This window comes from Polaribacter sp. IC066 (assembly GCF_007997085.1).
In the GTDB taxonomy this organism is placed as follows: Bacteria; Bacteroidota; Bacteroidia; order Flavobacteriales; family Flavobacteriaceae; genus Polaribacter.
The window spans coordinates 1-17,713 of the sequence record NZ_VORR01000031.1 but is presented as its reverse complement, the minus strand read 5'-3'; the positions used below and the strand labels follow the sequence as shown (position 1 = coordinate 17,713).

Annotated in this window: 19 protein-coding genes and 1 tRNA gene; 18 read left to right on the top strand and 2 right to left on the bottom strand. The window is 31.8% G+C overall.

All coding sequences use genetic code 11. The annotated features are described in order from the left end of the window. The first annotated feature begins 530 nt into the window (after positions 1-530). The 10 genes from ES044_RS11380 (at position 531) to ES044_RS11345 (ending at position 6,066) form a co-directional block, all read left to right on the top strand. On the top strand, positions 531-929 hold the full coding sequence (locus ES044_RS11380) for a hypothetical protein (protein ID WP_147119432.1): 399 nt from the start codon (positions 531-533) through the stop codon (positions 927-929). Continuing rightward, the gene (locus tag ES044_RS11375; RefSeq protein WP_147119431.1) at positions 923-1,138 is read left to right on the top strand and encodes a hypothetical protein; all 216 of its coding nucleotides are present in this window, start codon (positions 923-925) and stop codon (positions 1,136-1,138) included. Before ES044_RS11380 ends, ES044_RS11375 begins: the two co-directional genes overlap by 7 nt. A 116-nt stretch (positions 1,139-1,254) precedes the next feature. After that, positions 1,255-1,551: a glycoside hydrolase family 2 TIM barrel-domain containing protein gene (locus tag ES044_RS11370; protein ID WP_147119430.1), complete on the top strand. Its 297-nt coding sequence runs from the start codon at positions 1,255-1,257 to the stop codon at positions 1,549-1,551. 317 nt (positions 1,552-1,868) lie between these two features. After that, positions 1,869-2,144, top strand: a complete 276-nt coding sequence (locus ES044_RS11365; RefSeq protein WP_147119429.1) for a DUF4982 domain-containing protein — start codon at positions 1,869-1,871, stop codon at positions 2,142-2,144. Between the two features lie 92 nt (positions 2,145-2,236). Then, a complete protein-coding gene (locus tag ES044_RS18565) occupies positions 2,237-2,554 on the top strand; it encodes a hypothetical protein (protein WP_189663275.1) in 318 nt (105 codons plus the stop codon). Positions 2,555-2,611: 57 nt separating this feature from the next. Next, complete coding sequence (locus tag ES044_RS11360; RefSeq protein ID WP_147119428.1) at positions 2,612-2,866, top strand: hypothetical protein; 255 nt, start codon at positions 2,612-2,614, stop codon at positions 2,864-2,866. After that, positions 2,752-3,351 carry a glycosyl hydrolase 53 family protein gene (locus tag ES044_RS11355; RefSeq protein WP_147119427.1) on the top strand — a complete coding sequence of 200 codons (600 nt, stop codon included), beginning with the start codon at positions 2,752-2,754 and terminating at the stop codon, positions 3,349-3,351. Before ES044_RS11360 ends, ES044_RS11355 begins: the two co-directional genes overlap by 115 nt. A gap of 320 nt (positions 3,352-3,671) precedes the next feature. Then, positions 3,672-3,752, top strand: coding sequence for a hypothetical protein (locus ES044_RS19510; protein WP_410524687.1), 81 nt, complete (start codon positions 3,672-3,674; stop codon positions 3,750-3,752). A 181-nt stretch (positions 3,753-3,933) separates the two neighbouring features. Further along, on the top strand, positions 3,934-4,788 hold the full coding sequence (locus tag ES044_RS11350) for an alpha/beta hydrolase (protein ID WP_223269189.1): 855 nt from the start codon (positions 3,934-3,936) through the stop codon (positions 4,786-4,788). A 156-nt stretch (positions 4,789-4,944) separates the two neighbouring features. Next, complete coding sequence (locus ES044_RS11345; RefSeq protein WP_147119426.1) at positions 4,945-6,066, top strand: alkaline phosphatase; 1,122 nt, start codon at positions 4,945-4,947, stop codon at positions 6,064-6,066. A 261-nt stretch (positions 6,067-6,327) separates the two neighbouring features. On the opposite strand, the gene ES044_RS11340 is transcribed toward ES044_RS11345, so the two are convergent. Continuing rightward, a tRNA-Phe gene (locus ES044_RS11340) sits at positions 6,328-6,400 on the bottom strand. A 98-nt stretch (positions 6,401-6,498) separates the two neighbouring features. On the opposite strand from ES044_RS11340, the gene ES044_RS11335 reads away from it, so the two are divergent. The 7 genes from ES044_RS11335 to ES044_RS11305 all read left to right on the top strand — a co-directional run bounded on the left by ES044_RS11335 (position 6,499) and on the right by ES044_RS11305 (position 14,137). After that, entirely contained in the window at positions 6,499-7,227 is a 729-nt protein-coding gene (locus ES044_RS11335) for a type III pantothenate kinase (protein WP_147119425.1), read from the top strand. Further along, on the top strand, positions 7,224-8,513 hold the full coding sequence (locus tag ES044_RS11330; protein ID WP_147187169.1) for a hypothetical protein: 1,290 nt from the start codon (positions 7,224-7,226) through the stop codon (positions 8,511-8,513). Before ES044_RS11335 ends, ES044_RS11330 begins: the two co-directional genes overlap by 4 nt. Before the next feature lie 19 nt (positions 8,514-8,532). Beyond that, positions 8,533-9,876: a tetratricopeptide repeat protein gene (locus ES044_RS11325; protein WP_147119423.1), complete on the top strand. Its 1,344-nt coding sequence runs from the start codon at positions 8,533-8,535 to the stop codon at positions 9,874-9,876. Further along, on the top strand, positions 9,876-10,442 hold the full coding sequence (lptC, locus tag ES044_RS11320) for an LPS export ABC transporter periplasmic protein LptC (RefSeq protein WP_147119422.1): 567 nt from the start codon (positions 9,876-9,878) through the stop codon (positions 10,440-10,442). The genes ES044_RS11325 and lptC overlap by 1 nt, the downstream gene beginning before the upstream one ends. Positions 10,443-10,445: 3 nt before the next feature. After that, positions 10,446-10,646: a hypothetical protein gene (locus ES044_RS18920; RefSeq protein ID WP_147119421.1), complete on the top strand. Its 201-nt coding sequence runs from the start codon at positions 10,446-10,448 to the stop codon at positions 10,644-10,646. Between the two features lie 14 nt (positions 10,647-10,660). Continuing rightward, positions 10,661-11,926, top strand: coding sequence for a hemolysin family protein (locus tag ES044_RS11310; protein ID WP_147119420.1), 1,266 nt, complete (start codon positions 10,661-10,663; stop codon positions 11,924-11,926). A 123-nt stretch (positions 11,927-12,049) separates the two neighbouring features. Beyond that, on the top strand, positions 12,050-14,137 hold the full coding sequence (locus tag ES044_RS11305) for a peptidylprolyl isomerase (RefSeq protein WP_147119419.1): 2,088 nt from the start codon (positions 12,050-12,052) through the stop codon (positions 14,135-14,137). Between the two features lie 899 nt (positions 14,138-15,036). On the opposite strand, the gene rho is transcribed toward ES044_RS11305, so the two are convergent. Then, positions 15,037-16,794 (bottom strand): transcription termination factor Rho, encoded by a 1,758-nt coding sequence (rho, locus tag ES044_RS11300; RefSeq protein WP_147119418.1) that lies wholly within the window; start codon positions 16,792-16,794, stop codon positions 15,037-15,039. Positions 16,795-16,989: 195 nt separating this feature from the next. Between rho and ES044_RS11295 the strand changes: the two genes are divergently transcribed. After that, positions 16,990-17,421, top strand: a complete 432-nt coding sequence (locus ES044_RS11295; RefSeq protein ID WP_147119417.1) for a DUF4293 domain-containing protein — start codon at positions 16,990-16,992, stop codon at positions 17,419-17,421. Positions 17,422-17,713 lie beyond the last annotated feature (292 nt).

Genomic DNA, 17,713 nt, shown 5'->3' with positions numbered 1-17,713 from the left:
TTCTGAAACCATATTGTAGAGGTGCCGTTAGTTTATTAACAAGACCATATCCTCGTTTCCAACCCTATTTTTTTCAATCGAAAAGTAAAGAGAAATTTGATGCTTCAGAAATTAAAGCCGTTTAAATTTCTATAGGATCAGATATTAAAAAAGAAGATTTCAATAATCCACAAGTAGCACTCATCGATAGAATACAATTATAATAAATGCAAGTTTTAAAATACAAACTTCTGCTCCTAACTTTTATGCTGACAAGCAGTTGTCATTAAAAAGAGATTCAAGTTTTAAATAAGATAAATTTTAATGAACATTGGTTTTTTACAATTCCTAAAGCTGTTGAATTAGCTGATAAAAACTATTTACAAACTGTCGATTTTAGGAATTTGGATTTGGTAATCTTGCCCCGTACACCAAAAATAGAGTCTAAAACTGTTTGCAAACAATGGCAAGGTATATCTTGGTATTCTAAAAAAATTTACGCTTTCCGAAGAAATGTAAGATAAAAAGTTGTTTCTAGAATTTAAGCTGCTATGAATATTGCAGAGGTTTGGATTAATCATAAAAAACGCATTAAATATCAAGGTGGTTATTTACCTATTGTGATTGATTTTATAGAAATCGCATTGTTTAGTGGCGAAAATACCATGCATGTAAAACCGAACAATAAAGACAATCCTTTTACTAGGCCAAAACCACTTAAAAATTTAGATTTTAATACTTATGGCAGAATTTATAGAAATGTTTGGTTGGTTGCTAAAAACCCATTGCATATTACAGATCCTTTTTTTACTAATAAAGTAGCAAGTGGAGGTGTTTTTGTGGTCTACCCCAAAGTTTTGAAAGAGGAAGTAACGATAAAAATTCAAACGCATCTTAAAAATGAAAACGATGCTAAAGAATCTTTTTTGATAAAAAAAACACCTTGTTAAAAAACGAGAATAAAATCATTTTTATCGCAAGTGAAATGTATCAACTTGATAAAAATGAAGACAAACAATTCACTTCAAATTTACTTCTTAAAAACCCAGATTTATGGTCGCCAGAGTCGCCTAATTTATATCATTTAAAAACAGAAATTCTCTATAACGGAAAAATTAAAGACAAAGAAATTACACGAATCGGAACTAAAACCATCTAATTTATGGATCAATATTTTTATTTGAATGATAAAAAAACGTTTTTATGCGGTTTAAATCGACATCAAGAATATCCTTTTTGTTGTTTATGGACTTTCAGATAACGTAAATTATAGAGATGCAAATAAAAATAAAAGAAGCAGGTTTTGATTATGTGCGTTTATCACATTATCCGCAAAGTCCGATTTTTACGGAAGCCTGTGATGAATTGGGTTTAATTACAATTGATGCAATTTTAGGATGGCAATATTTTAGTGAAGACAAAAAGTTTCAAAAACACGTTTTTCAAACCGCTACAGATTTAATTAAAAAAATTAGAAATTATGCCTCTGTAATTGCTTGGGAAGTTTTTTTAAACGAATCTTGGATGCCGGAATCCTTTATAGATTTTTTGACTACAATCGTCAGAAAATAATATTTAGGAAACCAAGGTTTTACAGCAGGTTGGCAATCTTATGGCTATGAACTTTATTTACAAGCGCGCCAGCATAGATTGCAACATTATGATGAAAAACTAAAAAACCTTATAATGTTTCTGAACATGGAGATTGGGAATATTATGCGATGAATGCCGGTTTATAGCAAGATAGTTGGGTAATTTATTTCAAACTGAACGCTCTCGTCGGTAGATAAGAAATGCTGGTAAAAAAGCGTTGTTACAGCAAGCTACCGATATTCAAGAAGCACATAACGATAATTTAGGTACGCCTGCTTTTGCAGATAGATTGGGTAATGTTTGATTATAATAGAGGTTATGCAGATGATTTAGAAGCATCCGGAATTATGAATCTTTTTAGAATTACTAAACCTTCTTATTATTGTTATCAAAGTCAAAGAGATGCTAATCATCCGAAAGAAAAACCAATGGTTTATATTGCAAATCAATGGAAAAAAGACAGTCCTTTAGCCGTTCGAGTTTTTAGTAATTGTGATGAAGTCGAATTATTTTTAAACGGTAAAAGTTTAGGTCGACAAAACCAAATCAAGATGCAATGTCTAACAATTTAAAAAATCCTCCTTTTACTTTTACAATTCCGAAATATGTTTCTGGGAAATTGGAGGCAAAAGCATTTATCAATACTTAAACCGTTGCAAATCATATATTCTGCAGTCCAAAAAAACCATCAAAAGTAAAAATTGAAATAGATTTTAGTAGAAAAAAATTAGATACGATACATAACGATCTTGTTTTTGTATATGCAAGTATTCTAGATAAAAACGGAACATTAATTACTGACGTTGCTGATAAAATTCAGTCTGATTTACTGGGCGTAGGCGAATTGATCGGAGAAAATCCTTTTAAAATTGAAGCAGGAATTGCAACGATTTTACTAAAAATAAATAAACAAACAGAAGAAATCGAGATTTCTGCTAAAATGATTGATTTGAAATTAAAATCAACCTTTAAAATAAAATAAATATGGCGTATTTTAAAAATAATTTATCAGTCTTGCCCTTATTTTTTTTTATCATGTATGCTTTTGTTTTTTATCTCCTGTGATGAAAAAGTAGATAGTTCAAATTCAGAACCAACTGAAGTCAATTTTATAATTGATAAGATAAAAGAACGGACAAAAATAGAAATATTAGTTTGTGCGCATAGAGCGTATCACCAATTTGTTCAGGAAAACTCCATGGCTTTTATAGAAAAAGCGATAGCGATTGGTGGGCAGACCCGGGGCAACAAACAAAACCTGCTGCTTGGACTGGATATTCCGTTGCTCAATTAGAAACTGCAGTTGCGAATCATACAACGGCAATTTTATCAGCTTTACAAGCAAAAGGAATTACACCAAAATGGGTGCAAGTTGGCAATGAAACCAATGACGGAATGCTATGGTCCTCAAGAAAAGCGTTTACAGGAGGTTTTTCTAATTACGCTAAATTTATAAATGCGGGAATGAACACAGTAAAAAATTACGATTTAGGTATTAAAGCAATTTTACATATTACGTCTGGTAATGACAATGCTTTATTTCGATGGAACATAGATGGCTTAATCAATAATGGTTTAAATACTAGAAAGCTAGATATTGTAGGAATGTCTTTATATCCTGATGCAGGTAATTGGAAAACCATGGTTGATGATACCTATAATACCATGTTAGATGTAAAATCTCGTTATAATAAAGACGTAATGATGGCAGAAATTGGTTTTAGTAATAATCAAGCTAGTATCTCATATCAGCCTTTTACTTATATGAAACCTATATGATAGAAAAAACCAAACAAGCAGTAGGAGTAGGAGTTTTTACTGAGAACCAATTGCGCACGATAATTTTACTTCCTATTCTCAAGGAGCTTGGGATGCCGATGGAAGTTCGTTTATTGCGATGGATGCTTTTAAGGATAAAAGTACATTAAGTATAGAATATTTTGAAAAAATTCAACGAATCAGTTTTTTAAAGTTTTTTTGAATCCAAGCGCAGATAATACAACAATCAGTAGTTCAAAGAGTATTTTAGAGTCAATTAGTATGTATGATAGTATCGGGGGATTATCGAAAAGATAAAGGGAGAAGGATTTTCACAAACCTTGGACGCTTCAAATTTGAAAGCAGGAATTTATATTCTAAAAATAAATACTACCCAGTCTCTAAAGTTTCTAAAAAAGTAGTTATTAATTTTGGTCTGAAATCATCAATGTTTAAAAGTGAAGCATTTTTTTATGCTAATTGTTGTCTAAATAAGTAGCAGTTGTGATTAATTAATACGTAAAAAACAAAAATTGGTTGTAAATCAACAGTAAAAGAAAGATATTAGTTGAAAATTTTAAGACCAAAAATAAATAACCAACTATGAAATTATTTTTCAGCTTAATTTTAATCTTTTTTTTTATAATGACAAATGATGCTCAAATAAGGGATACTATCTATTTATGGCCGAATAAAGTACCTGGTCAAATTGCAGTAAAAAAAGAAGCTACACAAAGTTTAAATAGAAGTGGCAACGTTCTTCGATTAGCGGAAGTTACAAATCCTGCTATTATTGTTTTTGAACCAAAGGCCCCCAATAATAACGGTGTTGATATTATTGTTTGTCCTGGCGGCGGATATGGGATTCTCGCCATTGATTTAGAAGGCTATGGAATAACAGCATGGTTAAACGAACTTGGTTTTACTGCGTATGTATTGCAATACCGAGTGCCAAATAAACGAAAAGAAGCTTTATATGATCTTCAAAGAGCCATAAAAGTTATCCGAAGTAAAACTTCAAAAGCTGGTTTAAGTGAAACAAAATTAGGCGTTCTAGGGTTTTCGGCTGGCGGAAGTTTAAGCGCACGCGCAAGCACTCGGTTTGATGAGGAAACTTATCCTGAAACCGATGCTATTGATTCAATTTCAAGTCGCCCTGATTTTGCTTTGTTAATTTATCCTGCTTATTTAGACCAAGGAGAAAATAGAAGGCTAGCTCCAGAATTATTGGTAGATGGTCAAACACCACCAATGTTTATTTTTGCAACAGCTGATGATCAATACGGCAATAGTGCTCTAGTGATGGCAACTGCATTGAGAGACCACAAAGTGCCCGTTGAATTGCATCTATTGCCAAAAGGCGGACATGGATATGGTATTCGTTCTGGGAATATTGCCGCAGAAACTTGGCCTTCTTTAGCTGAAAATTGGTTGCAAAAGGAAATTTTAGATAAATAATACGGATGCTATAGAATAGATAAGATAGTTGGGCGTTTAAATGTTGTAACGAATATTAATTCTTGTTTAGATTAAGATATAGAAATTCAAAAATTGCTGTATTTTTGGAGACTTAACAATATGTATGAATTCAAATTTATCTAACACTATTTATTTATGAAACTCACTAAATTATTTTTGTTTTCTTTTTTAATCGTTTTATGTTCTTGTAAAACAAAAGAAACTCAAACAGCAATAAAAAACGAAACACCAAAAAATATAATCCTTTTAATTGCTGATGGTACCGGATTATCGCAAGTATCATCTGCCTTTTATTATAAAGAAACTGCTCCTAATTATGGACGATTTAAACATATTGGTTTAATCAAAACATCTTCATCAAGACAGGATGTTACCGATTCTGCAGCGGGTGCAACTGCCTTTGCCAGTGGCGTAAAAACGTATAATGGTGCTATTGGGGTTGCTGACGATTCAACCGATGTAGCAACAATAGTAGAACTTATAGCACCAAAGAAGATTAAAAGTGGTGTTATTTCAACATCCTCTATTGTACATGCAACACCGGCTAGTTTCTATGCACATGCCTTAAGTAGAGGTTTTTATGAAGATATTGCAGCAGATTTGGTGGTTTCTGATATTGATTTTTTTGCAGGTGGAGGAATAAAGTTCTTCAATAAACGAAAAGATGGTCAAGATTTATTTAAAAACTTAACAGCCAAAGAATTTACTATTGATACAACTGCATTAGGAGATTTTAATAGTATTAAAAACTATTCGAAAGCAGGGTATTTATTAGCGGCTGATGCAATGCTTCCCGTTGCAAAAGGACGTGGGGATTATCTTTCTAAAGCTACGGAATTAGGCATTCAGTTTTTAAACAAAGACAAGTCTAATTTCTTTTTAATGGTGGAAGGTTCTCAAGTAGATTGGGGCGGACATGCTAATGATAGTGATTATCTTATTTCTGAATTGATTGATTTTGATGATGCTGTTGGTAAAGCACTTGATTTTGCAGAGAGAGATGGTAATACGTTAGTAATTGTTACGGCCGATCATGAAACAGGAGGTTTTACGCTAGCGTCTAGCAAAAAAACGCGGGAAGATGGCACCGAATATAGCGATTACAGCGAAATAACCCCAACATTCTCTACAGGGGGTCATTCTGCAACTTTAATACCGGTTTTTGCTTATGGTCCTGGCGCAGAGGAGTTTTCGGGAGTGTATGAGAATACTGAAATATTTCATAAAATGTTAAAGGTTGCGGGTTGGAAAGAATAAAGGATACGCCTTGTTAAGTTTTAAAAGAAGTCGAGGATTCGCTTTAAGAATATTTTAGGGTGGAAAGCGCAATTTTTTGTTTTCAAAAAATAAAAAAGGATGTTTAGGGATATTTATTTTAGATGTTATGGCAATGTTTGGAATGAAAATACATGTTAAAAACCGTTTCTATTAATTTAGAAGCGGTTTTTTTATTAGCACCCCATCTAGCAACCTAAAAACAAAAAACCCTATAAACATTACGTTTAAAGGGTTTTTAAGTGGTACCTCCAGGAATCGAACCAGGGACACAAGGATTTTCAGTCCTTTGCTCTACCAACTGAGCTAAGGTACCATCGCGTTAGCGGATGCAAATATAGTATCTTTTTTGACATTTACTAACTAAATCTTAAAAAAATCTGTTGTATTTTTGAGTTTGAATAAAAATGAAGAATGAACTTAAGTATCGATGTTGGTAATACAAGAGTTAAAGCCGCTGTCTTTGAGATGGATATGCTTGTAGAGGTCTATGTGTTCGAGAAAAGTAGAATTATATCTGAAGTAAAAAAAATAATTAAAAAATATAAAGTTACCCAAGTAATCTTGTCAAGTGTTGTCTTAATACCCTTAAAAAAGGTTGAGAAACTTCAGAAGTTAACAGATTTTATAATGGTTTCATCAAAAATTAAAACGCCTTTTAAAAATTTATATGCAACACCCCATACTTTAGGCGTCGATAGAATTGCTTTAGTTTTTGGCGCAGTAATTAAATTTCCGAAAAAAAATGTTTTAATTATTGATGCAGGAACTTGTATTACTTTCGATTTTTTAAATAAAAATTCTGAATATTTAGGGGGTGCAATTTCTCCAGGTATAGAAATGAGATATAAATCGCTTCATTTATTTACCTCTAAATTGCCTTTATTAGCTATAAATAAACCGAATAATTTTATCGGTAATAGCACAAATGAGAGTATCGATTCAGGTGTTGTAAATGGTGTAATTCAAGAAATTGAGGGCGTAATTATGCAATACAAAAAGAAATATTTAGATTTAACAGTGGTTTTAACAGGAGGTAACACAAATTTCTTGTCAAAACAATTAAAAAGTAGCATATTTGCCAATCAAAATTTTCTCCTAGAAGGATTAAATGAAATATTGATTTTTAACAAAAACAAATGATTAGAAATATTGTAGTAATTATTTTACTATTTACTTCTGTGACTTTTACAGCACAAAGAACAAGCTCTTCACCTTACTCTTATTTTGGTATTGGAGATCAATTCAATTCTGCAACAGTAGAGCAAAGTGCAATGGGGGGCATCGGTGTAGCATTTAGTCACTATAAGTATTTAAATTTCACAAATCCAGCAGCCTACGCAGACTTGAGATACACAACGTACGCATTTGGAGTTTTAAATAACGATTTAACGATAAAAAGCGTCAATACAGAACAAAGTAGCATAACTACAAGTTTATCTTATGTGGCTTTGGCTTTTCCTATTGGTGATAAGGCTGGTTTTTCTTTTGGTATGCAACCAATATCTACCGTTGGGTATTCTTTATCTAACGCTCTTTTAGAGGATGATGGAAGTACCTCTCAAATTTCTTTATTTGAAGGTAGTGGGGGGGTCAATAGATTTTATGGTAGCTTTGGGATCAGGGTTTTAAAAAATATTTCTTTGGGTATTGAAGCAGATTTTAGTTTTGGTAATATAGAAAATAGCATTATCAATCAGAGAGGAGCCGTTGCCCTAGCAACAAAATATGAAGAAATTACACAGGTAAGAGGCGGCTCTGTTAAGTTGGGTGTGCAATATCAGAAAAATTTAAAAAATGAGTTGGTACTAAATGCAGGAGCAACTGTAAAGCTTGGTAATGATTTAGACGTTACGGGCAATGATTATTTGTATTCCCTAACTTTTTCAGGTGTGGGTACTGAATTTCCTAGAGACACAATTTCTGCTTCCGAAATTGATGGTAGATTTAATATGCCATTAAAATCAACATTTGGTGCAGGTATAGGGAAGGTTGATAAATGGTATGCGGGTTTAGAGTATGAGAATCAGGAGGCTATCACAACAACAGGGTTGTTAGCAAGTACAAACGGGGCTTACAGATACGGTAAATCAAACAGAATAGCTTTAGGTGGTTTTTATTTACCTAAAATAAATTCTATTTCAAGTTATTGGCAAAGAGTTACTTATAGGGCTGGAGTGCGTATGCAAGACACTGGTTTACTTGTGGATGGCGGTGGAAATGGTGCGAATTTTACAGAAATTAAAGACTTTGGCATATCTTTTGGTTTAGGTTTACCACTGAAGAGATTGTCTACAGTAAATATGGGTTTTGAGTTTGGTAAACGAGGAACCATAGAAAATAACTTAATAGAAGAAAATTATTTTAACTTTAGATTAAGTTTGTCTTTAACAGATACGAACTGGTTTATTAAGAGAAAAATTGATTAACAACATTAAAACTAACAAAATGAAGAAAATTACGTTTTTATTAGCAGCAGCTCTATTTTTTGTTTCTGCAAAAACAAATGCACAGGAGGACGCAAATAGAGAATGTTTAATCAAGTATAACTTGTTTAAAGGCGATTTTAAGTCAAAGAAATATGACGACGCTTACACAAACTGGATCTATTTGATGGATAATTGCCAAGACTTATCCGTAAACATCTATAAGTACGGTGGAACTTTGGCGCAAGATGTTAGAAAAGATCCAGCATTAGCTAAAAAAGTTTACACGCAAAGATTACAATATTTTCCACAAGATAATCCTGCAAAAGTGCATAGTGATTATGCTGAATACTTATTAGAAAATAAGTTAGTTTCTAATGATGATGTTTTCACAATTTTAGAAAAAGCATATAGCATAGACCCAACTAAAATGGGGATAAAAAACTTGTATATCTATTTTCAGGGAGTAACAGATAGGTTTAAAGATTCAAATCCTCAAAAAGTTTTTGATACCTATGATGATGTTGTAGAAAATGTAAACTTAAAGTTAGAAGGGTATGCCGCTAAATTGAAAAACTTATTAGCAGATTCTACTAAAGTTCTAGACAAAAGAGGAGAATATTTAGTGAAAACGTATACTACTAATTCTAAAGCTTTAGGAACTGTAGAAGGAGGTTTAGATAATATAATTTCTGTATTAGCAACGTGTGAGCGTTTAGTGCCGCTTTATAAAAGAGATTTCGAAGAAAATAAGAATAATGAAGTTTGGTTAAAAAGAGCAGTTTCTAGAATGTTTTATAAAGACTGCCAAGAAGATCCTTTATATGCAATTTTAGCTAAAGCCTATGCTGAAGCATCGCCATCGCCAGAGGCGTATTCGTTTCTTGCAAATGTTTTAGAAGATAACGGAGATTCTAGTGGTGCTGCCGCAATGAGACAAAAATCTTTTGATATTGAAACAGATCCATTAAAAAAGGCAAAGTATAAATTAAAGTTTGCAGAAGCTGCAAAGAATAGAGGGCAGTTATCGAAAGCAAGAAGTTTGGCTAGAGAAGCATTAAAATTCAACCCAAACTATGGTAAAGCATATTTACTAATTGGTAGATTATACCAATCTAGTGTAAACGATTGTGGTGGTAATGAATTTGAGAAAAGAATGGTCTATGCAGCAGCTTTAAGACAAGCAGAAAGAGCAGCCTATGTAGACCCAAGTATTTCTTCAATAGCCAGAAAGTATGTAGCATCTTATGAAGCTAACTTACCAAGTAAAAAAGTAATTTTTACAGAAGGTAGGGCTATCGGAGAGACTTATTCTATTAAATGCTGGATTGGAGAAACTGTAAAAGTTGCTTCAAGCGGAAAATAATGAGCATAACAAATCATATAATTATAAAAAGCATTGCCGTTCTTCTAGGAACTGCAATGCTTTTTTCTTGTGATAATAACACACAAAAAGCTAGAGATTTTTTGGCAGATAAAAACTTGCCGGTTGGTACAACAAAAAATGCGTTTCACGTCTATAAAGATTCTGGTAGAATTACATCGAAATTAATAACGCCAAAAATGTTAGATTTCAGTAATAGAACAGAACATCCTTATAGTGAGTTTCCTGACGGAATTAAAATTATCAATTTCGAAAATAAAGGCGCGGACTCTGTAACTATTATAGGAGATTTTGCACTTTCTTATGCAAAAACATCCATATCAGAAATTAAAGGAAACGTGGTTGTTATCAATCATTCAGATCATGCTAGATTGGAAACAGAACAATTATTTTGGGATGAAAAAACAAAATATTTTGTTTCAGAGAAAGCATTTAAACTTACTAAAGAAAATGACACTATCTTTGGTGTTGGTTTTGAGTCTAAAGATGATTTGTCAAAACATCTTACAAAAAAAACTACGGGTAAATTAGTAACTTCAGAAAATTAAACTATGAATAAACTTTGGAAATTTTTTCAGTACGGGTATTTAATGGTCGCTTTTATTTGCGTTATAGAAGGAATAGTTCGTTGGAATTCAGATAGAGAAAGATCTTATTTCTTTCTTGCTTTTGCTATTTTGATTACTTCAGTATTTTTCTTTAAAAGACATTTTAGAAAAAAAGTTGAAAAAAGAAACAATCAAAATAAATAGAACTTTAAATCATAATGGAGGTTGAACTCATCATTATAAGTATATCAATCCTGCTATCTGCATTTTTTTCAGGTATGGAGATTGCATTTGTTTCCGCAAACAAAATGCACATCGAATTAGAAAAGAAAAGAGAAGGTTTAATCCCTAAAATTCTTACTATAATTACTCAAAAATCATCAAAATTTATAACCACCATGTTAGTGGGTAATAACATTTCTTTGGTGGTGTATAGTATTTATATGGGAGAACTTCTAGTTGATGTTCTTCATTTAAACAATTTTAATAAGTTTCCGAACTTATTAATTCAAACAATTATTTCTACTATTATAATTTTGGTTACTGCAGAGTTTTTACCTAAAGCAATCTTTAGGGTTTATGCAAACGAAGTTTTAAAGATTTTCGCAGTACCAGCTTATATTTTTTATTATTTATTTCATTTTTTTTCTGAATTTATTTCTGCTATTTCTGATTTTTTTCTAAGAGTATTTTTTAAAACACATGCAGATGAGGAACAAACAGAATTTAGTAAAGAAGAGTTGGGCATCTACATTAATGAACAAATGGAAACGGGCAATGATGATGATGAAATGGATTCTGAAATTCAGATATTTCAAAATGCTTTAGAGTTTCAGAATGTAAAAGCAAGAGAAGTAATGGTGCCTCGAACAGAAATTGTGTCTGTAGAGATGCATGAAACGGTTACTAATTTAAAGAATACATTTATAGAAACCGGGCTTTCTAAAATTTTAGTGTACAAGACTTCTTTAGATGATGTTGTAGGGTATGTAAATGCGTTCGAATTGTTTAAAAAGCCTAAAACTATTAAATCGATATTGCTACCTTTAGAACTTGTGCCAGAATCTATGATGATTAATGATATACTAAATACACTTATGAAAAAACGCAAGAGTGTAGCGGTTGTGGTTGATGAGTATGGTGGAACTTCAGGAATGATTACCGTAGAAGATATTGTAGAGGAACTGTTTGGAGAAATAGAGGACGAGCATGATTCACAAGAATTTTTAGAAGAAAAAATAAGCGATTCTAAATTTAACTTTTCCGGAAGGTTAGAAATTGATTATTTAAATGAAGTTTATGATTTAAGTATACCAAAATCAGAAGCTTACGAAACTTTAGGTGGTTTCATTATAGAGCATACAGAAAATATTCCAGAAGAAAAAGAACTGATTGATATTCAAGATTTTGAAATCAAAATTCTAAAAATGAGTGGTGCAAAAATTGTAGAAGTTTCTTTTAAAATTTCTAATCAAGATGATTAAAAGGCTCAAGATTACTTGAACAACCATAATTAGCACGTAACATGCTACTAATAAGTAATAAATGGTTTGCAAGATTAAAACCAAAAACCGTATATTCGCGAACTGAAAACAAATTAATATAACATGGCAGTTTTATCAAAAATTAGAGAACGATCAATGTTCTTAATCATCATTATTGGATTAGCGCTTTTTGCTTTTGTATTAGATCCATCTACACTTGGTGATTTTTTTAATTCAAGCAAAGTAAATGAAATTGGTGAAATTGACGGGGAAGTGATTTCTAGACAAGAATTCGCAAATGAATTAGAAAATTATAAACAACAAACAAGCGGTAGAGTTTCTGAAATGCAAGCTGCAAAAACAGTTTGGGATAATATTGTTAGAAAAAAAATATACAAAAATCAACTAGAAGAAGCTGGTGTTACTATTGGTGAAGTAGATGTTTGGAACGAGGTTGTAAATGCTTCATTTGTGCAAAGTAATCCGCAATATCAAAACGAAGCAGGTTTATTTGACGAGTCAAAACTCAAGCAATTTTTAGCCACAGAAAAGGAGAATAAAACAGAATTGTGGTCTCAATGGTCTTCTTATATGAATCAAATTAGAGACAATGCAGAAACTTCTACATATAATAGCTTAGTAAGTGCTGGTTTAGGAGCTTCTTTAAAAGAAGGCGAAACAGCTTATATGATTGATAATACGAAGTTAAACGCACAATTTGTTTATGTTCCTTATACTTCAATCGCAGACAGTTTAGTAAAAATTAAAAAGTCTGAAGTTCAGTCTTATATAGATAGTCACAAAGAAGATTTTAGGGTAGAGGCTTCTAGAGATATTTCTTATGTTCAGTTTGATATTAATGCTACTGCAGCAGATGAAGAACTTATGAAAAGTGATGTAGAAAGTTTAATAGCAGATTTTAAAACGACAACAAATGATGAATTGTTTTTAGCAGAAAATGATTCTGATACTAGCTTAAACCAAAACTATCAATTTAAAAACTTTGTAAATCAAGAGGTTGCAGACAAAATCTTTGAAGGAAATAAAGGAGATGTAATTGGAGTGTACAAGGATAAAGAGTTTTTAAAAATCTCTAAAATTATTGATGTAGTAGAAATGCCAGATTCTGTAAGAGCAAGTCATATCTTAATTCCTTTTATGGGTTCACAAAGAGTTACACCCGATGTTACAAGAACAGAGGAAGAAGCAAAAAATTTAGCAGATAGTCTTTTAGCAGTAGTAAAGAGAAGAGGAAGTCAGTTTGGTGATTTAGCAAAAGAGTTTTCTTCGGACAAAGGTTCAGGTGCTAAAGAGGGTGATTTAGATTGGTTTAATTATCAAAGAATGACTCCTGCTTTCAGAGACTATGCTTTTACTGCTAAAAAAGGAGACATGGAAGTTGTACAGTCGCCTTTTGGTTTTCATATTATTAAAATTGATGATCAAAAGAATAATCAAAAAGTATTAAAATTAGCAACTTTTGGTAGAAAAATAGTTGCTTCTGAAGATACTGAAAATGCTGTTTTTAGACAAGCGGAAGAATTTGCTTTGGCAGTTTCTAAAGAAAATAAATTTTTTGATGCAGCTAAAGATGAAAATTACAAACCAAGACCTGTTGTTGGTCTTAAGTCTTTAGATGAAAATGTTCCTGGTTTAGGAAATCAAAGACAAATTGTTAGCTGGGCTTTTAACACAGATACAGACGTAAATTCTTTTAAGCGTTTTGATTTAGAAGGTAGTCATGTGGTGGCTTTTGTTACAGGCTCTGAAGAAAAAGGTTTAATGTCTGTTGCAAAGGCAATAAGTACAGTAAGACCTATTCTTATGAATGAAAAGAAAGCAGCTATTCTTTCAGAGAAATTAAAGGGTACTGATTTGCAGGAGATTGCCAAATCTAATAATACAAACGTAAGAACATCTAATAATGTTACTTTGAAAAGCCCAACGCTTTCTGGAGTTGGCGTAGAGCCTAAAGTAGTTGGTGCTATGTATAATGCAGCGTTAAATAAGGTATATAGTTCTGTGGAAGGTGATAGAGGTGTGTATGCATTTATGGTTACTAATAGAGAATTTCCAACAGCATTACCTAATTACGATGCAAACAGAAAACGAATTTCAGAAGCAAGAAAAGGCCAGACTTTTAAGCTGTATGAAGCAATTAAAAAGTCAGCAGATATAGAAGATAATAGAGCGGTTATGTATAGTAACTAATATTATTTTCCTACATTCATAAAAAATCCATTCAAAATTTTGAATGGATTTTTTATGTTTATATATCAGATTTGTATCGGATGTACAATTAACTTAAGGGTTTTTATACGGCTTATTTCTTTTATGTATCACCTGTATTTTAAGGCTACGAAGCTTTTTTTGTATTAAAGTAAGCTCATTGCAATGGCGTATTTTGGTTAGCGCTTATTAAAAATATCTTTAGTTTCATAAACCTCGCTATAATAAAGGATTCAACGAATTTTTTAAATGACACCCTGCTTTGTTAACATAATTTCATGAAGATAAAGTTGGCAATTTTATTTCAAGTTATGTTTGTTTGTCAAATAGTTAAGATCAAGTCTTGGTTCCCTGCCGGTACGTAGTTAGGCAGGTTAGCTCTAAAAGCAGAGCAATCATCGCAAAAGAATGATTTTAAAAGATGAAAATAATTTTTTGTATGCAGAGCTGAAGGAATTCAATTTTTTTAAAATAAGAATCTATATTTTAATCTAGTTGCTTATATCCATATTAAAAATCATTGTTTTTTAATGCCTAAATAAAAGCAAGAGTAGTCAAAATATTCTGCAGCTTTTTAAATCCCCTATTTTTATCAATAGAATAATACCAATATAACGCGATCAAGTTCTGAAAAAGTATAAGCCCAAAGTAACTTTTTGAACTTGTTAAAGCATATTAGAATACTATTCAAAAAATAGTTGATAGGTTTAAATTGACATTTTTAGGGTACTTGTTCCAAAAAAAATATTGAAATCGAAAAGTTTATGAATTAACCAACATACAAGAATTAACTTTTAGCAAACAATAGAAAAATAGCGGGCAAGAAAAAACCTCTTTGATTTCTCAAAAAGGTTTTAAAAAATAATGTTAAGATGCTATTTTTATCCCTTCATAGAGATTAAAAATTCCTCGTTATTTTTAGAGAATTTAATTCTGTCATTAATAAATTCCATAGCTTCAATAGGGTTCATGTCTGCAAGATATTTACGTAAAACCCACATTCTTTGAACAGTTTTGCTATCTAATAATAAATCATCTCGTCTTGTAGACGATTTTATTAAATCGATTGCAGGATAAATACGTCGGTTAGAAATATTTCTGTCTAACTGTAATTCCATGTTTCCTGTACCTTTGAATTCTTCGAAGATCACTTCATCCATTTTAGAACCAGTATCTGTAAGGGCAGTTGCTATAATGGTTAAAGAACCACCGTTTTCAATATTTCTTGCCGCTCCAAAGAAACGTTTTGGTTTGTGCAGTGCGTTGGCATCGATACCACCAGAAAGTATTTTTCCTGATGCAGGTGCAACGGTATTATAAGCTCTTGCTAAACGAGTAATTGAGTCTAAAAGTATTACTACATCATGACCACATTCTACCAATCTTTTCGCCTTTTCTAAAACAATATTTGCAACACGTACATGTTTATCAGCAGGTTCGTCAAAAGTAGAAGCAACTACCTCTCCACGAACGCTACGCTGCATATCGGTAACTTCTTCCGGACGTTCATCAATTAATAAAACAATTTGATATACTTCTGGATGGTTAGTGGCAATAGCTTTTGCAATATCTTTAAGCAACATTGTTTTACCCGTTTTTGGTTGGGCTACAATCATACCGCGCTGTCCTTTTCCTAAAGGAGAGAATAAGTCGATAATCCTTGTTGATAAAGAACTACCTTTTTCAGCTAAATTGAATTTCTCTTCAGGAAACAGCGGTGTTAAATGCTCAAAAGAAACACGATCTCTAACAATATTAGGGTTTAGTCCGTTTATTTTTGATACTCTAATTAACGGAAAATACTTTTCACCTTCTTTAGGTGGTCTTACGTTTCCTCTAACTGTATCTCCTGTTTTTAAACCAAATAACTTAATTTGAGATTGAGAAACATAAATATCATCTGGTGACGATAGGTAGTTATAATCAGATGAACGCAAAAAGCCGTAACCATCTGGCATCATTTCTAAAACACCTTCACTTTCAATAATTCCATCAAATTCAAAGTCAGGGTCTCTATATCTATTCGTAGACTTGTTTCCGTTACTTCGACTATTGTTGGTCTTACTTGGTTGATTGGTATTTTTAGTTTTCTGCTGATTTGGATTTCGTTGTTGAGGACTAGTACTAGCTCTTGGCGTGTTTTTAGCAACAGGTTTCGGCTCTCTAGCTTCCTTTGCTTCGGATTTTAGTTCGCTAGGCTTGCTTTTCTTAACCGGTGTAGCTTTATTCTTAATATCCTCTGGAACTGTTTTTTCTATAATTTCAGTTTTTTCTTCCTCTTCCTTTACCTCTTTTTTAGCAACTCTTTTTACAGGAGTTCTGTTAATAGGAGGTCTTTTTTCTTGAACTATATTTTCTTGAGGATTTTGATCAGAATCAGATGGCTTTGTAACCTCTTTCTCTCTAGTAGGCTCATTTTGGGTCTTTTTTACAAGCCTTTTTCTCTTGGGTTTTGCTACTTCAGGCTTAACTTCGGTAACGACTTCTTTCGCAGAAGAAGGGTTATCGGCTTGAGTATCTAATATTTGGTAAACTAAATCTAATTTTTTTAATTGACTAGTCTTGGTAAGACCTATGGACTTTGCAACAACTTGCAAGTCAGCAAGGGTTTTTGCTTTTAGTTCAGAAATTTCGAACATTTATATATTTATTAAGTTATGATAAATCTTAAATTTTTAAGACATTTAAAAATTGATTCTTTGCTTTTTTCTATTGTATATAGTACTATACAATATGTTTTGTGTGGTTCTTATGTTACAAATATATACTTTTTTTAACTTCCTAGCCTTATTTTTTAAAAAAGAAATTCTATTTTTGTCATACAATAAGTAAATATGATTCAAAGAATACAAACCATATATCTAATTTTAGCTTCTATAGTGTCTGGAGGCTTAATTTTTGTATTTAATTTATGGAATACAATTAAACAGCAAATTTTTGTTGTAGATTTGTTTTCTAGAGAAATACTTACATTAAAAGTAATTCCTTTTATGTTCATTGCGTCCGCAGTTTTATCAATAATGGCAATTTTTTTATTTAATAATAGAAAATTGCAATTTGTACTTGGACGCATTATAATTTTGATCAATCTCTTTTTATTAGGATTATTGATTTATGTATCACTAACATTATCTGGAGAAACTTCGGTTTCGGAGAAAGGTATTGGGATGTTCTTACCAATTTTAGCGATTTTGTTTATTGTTTTGGCAAATAAAGCTATTAAAAAGGATGAAGATCTCGTAAAATCTGTCGATAGATTGCGATAAAACTAACAAGTAGTATATTAGTGCGAAGAAAACCGAGAACATGTTCTCGGTTTTTTATTTTTATGAGCATTCAAGAATATTTAAAATAGTTGTAACTATTCAGCCTAGATTTCAAAAAAGAGCTAGTTATTAACAATTCTATCTTTGCTTTTAGGAAAAAGAACTTTCTTGTTAACATTTGTTAGTTACTAGGTAACAATTACATGTTTGATTTTTAGTGCTTTTAAATTGTGTTTGTTTCCTTTGTATCAAACCATTAGAAATTGAACTCCGACAAAAAACGTATTGCAGA

Bases quoted from the DNA above. Each gene is read 5' to 3' on its own strand.
- ES044_RS11330 (WP_147187169.1), top strand. From the start codon at position 7,224: ATGATTAGAAATATTGTAGTAATTATTTTACTATTTACTTCTGTGACT.
- ES044_RS11360 (WP_147119428.1), top strand. From the start codon at position 2,612: ATGCTTTTGTTTTTTATCTCCTGTGATGAAAAAGTAGATAGTTCAAAT.
- ES044_RS11310 (WP_147119420.1), top strand. From the start codon at position 10,661: ATGGAGGTTGAACTCATCATTATAAGTATATCAATCCTGCTATCTGCA.
- ES044_RS11365 (WP_147119429.1), top strand. From the start codon at position 1,869: ATGTTTGATTATAATAGAGGTTATGCAGATGATTTAGAAGCATCCGGA.
- ES044_RS11345 (WP_147119426.1), top strand. From the start codon at position 4,945: ATGAAACTCACTAAATTATTTTTGTTTTCTTTTTTAATCGTTTTATGT.
- ES044_RS11325 (WP_147119423.1), top strand. From the start codon at position 8,533: ATGAAGAAAATTACGTTTTTATTAGCAGCAGCTCTATTTTTTGTTTCT.
- ES044_RS11335 (WP_147119425.1), top strand. From the start codon at position 6,499: ATGAACTTAAGTATCGATGTTGGTAATACAAGAGTTAAAGCCGCTGTC.
- ES044_RS18920 (WP_147119421.1), top strand. From the start codon at position 10,446: ATGAATAAACTTTGGAAATTTTTTCAGTACGGGTATTTAATGGTCGCT.
- ES044_RS11295 (WP_147119417.1), top strand. From the start codon at position 16,990: ATGATTCAAAGAATACAAACCATATATCTAATTTTAGCTTCTATAGTG.
- ES044_RS11370 (WP_147119430.1), top strand. From the start codon at position 1,255: ATGCAAATAAAAATAAAAGAAGCAGGTTTTGATTATGTGCGTTTATCA.
- ES044_RS11380 (WP_147119432.1), top strand. From the start codon at position 531: ATGAATATTGCAGAGGTTTGGATTAATCATAAAAAACGCATTAAATAT.
- rho (WP_147119418.1), bottom strand. From the start codon at position 16,794: ATGTTCGAAATTTCTGAACTAAAAGCAAAAACCCTTGCTGACTTGCAA.
- ES044_RS11350 (WP_223269189.1), top strand. From the start codon at position 3,934: ATGAAATTATTTTTCAGCTTAATTTTAATCTTTTTTTTTATAATGACA.
- lptC (WP_147119422.1), top strand. From the start codon at position 9,876: ATGAGCATAACAAATCATATAATTATAAAAAGCATTGCCGTTCTTCTA.
- ES044_RS11305 (WP_147119419.1), top strand. From the start codon at position 12,050: ATGGCAGTTTTATCAAAAATTAGAGAACGATCAATGTTCTTAATCATC.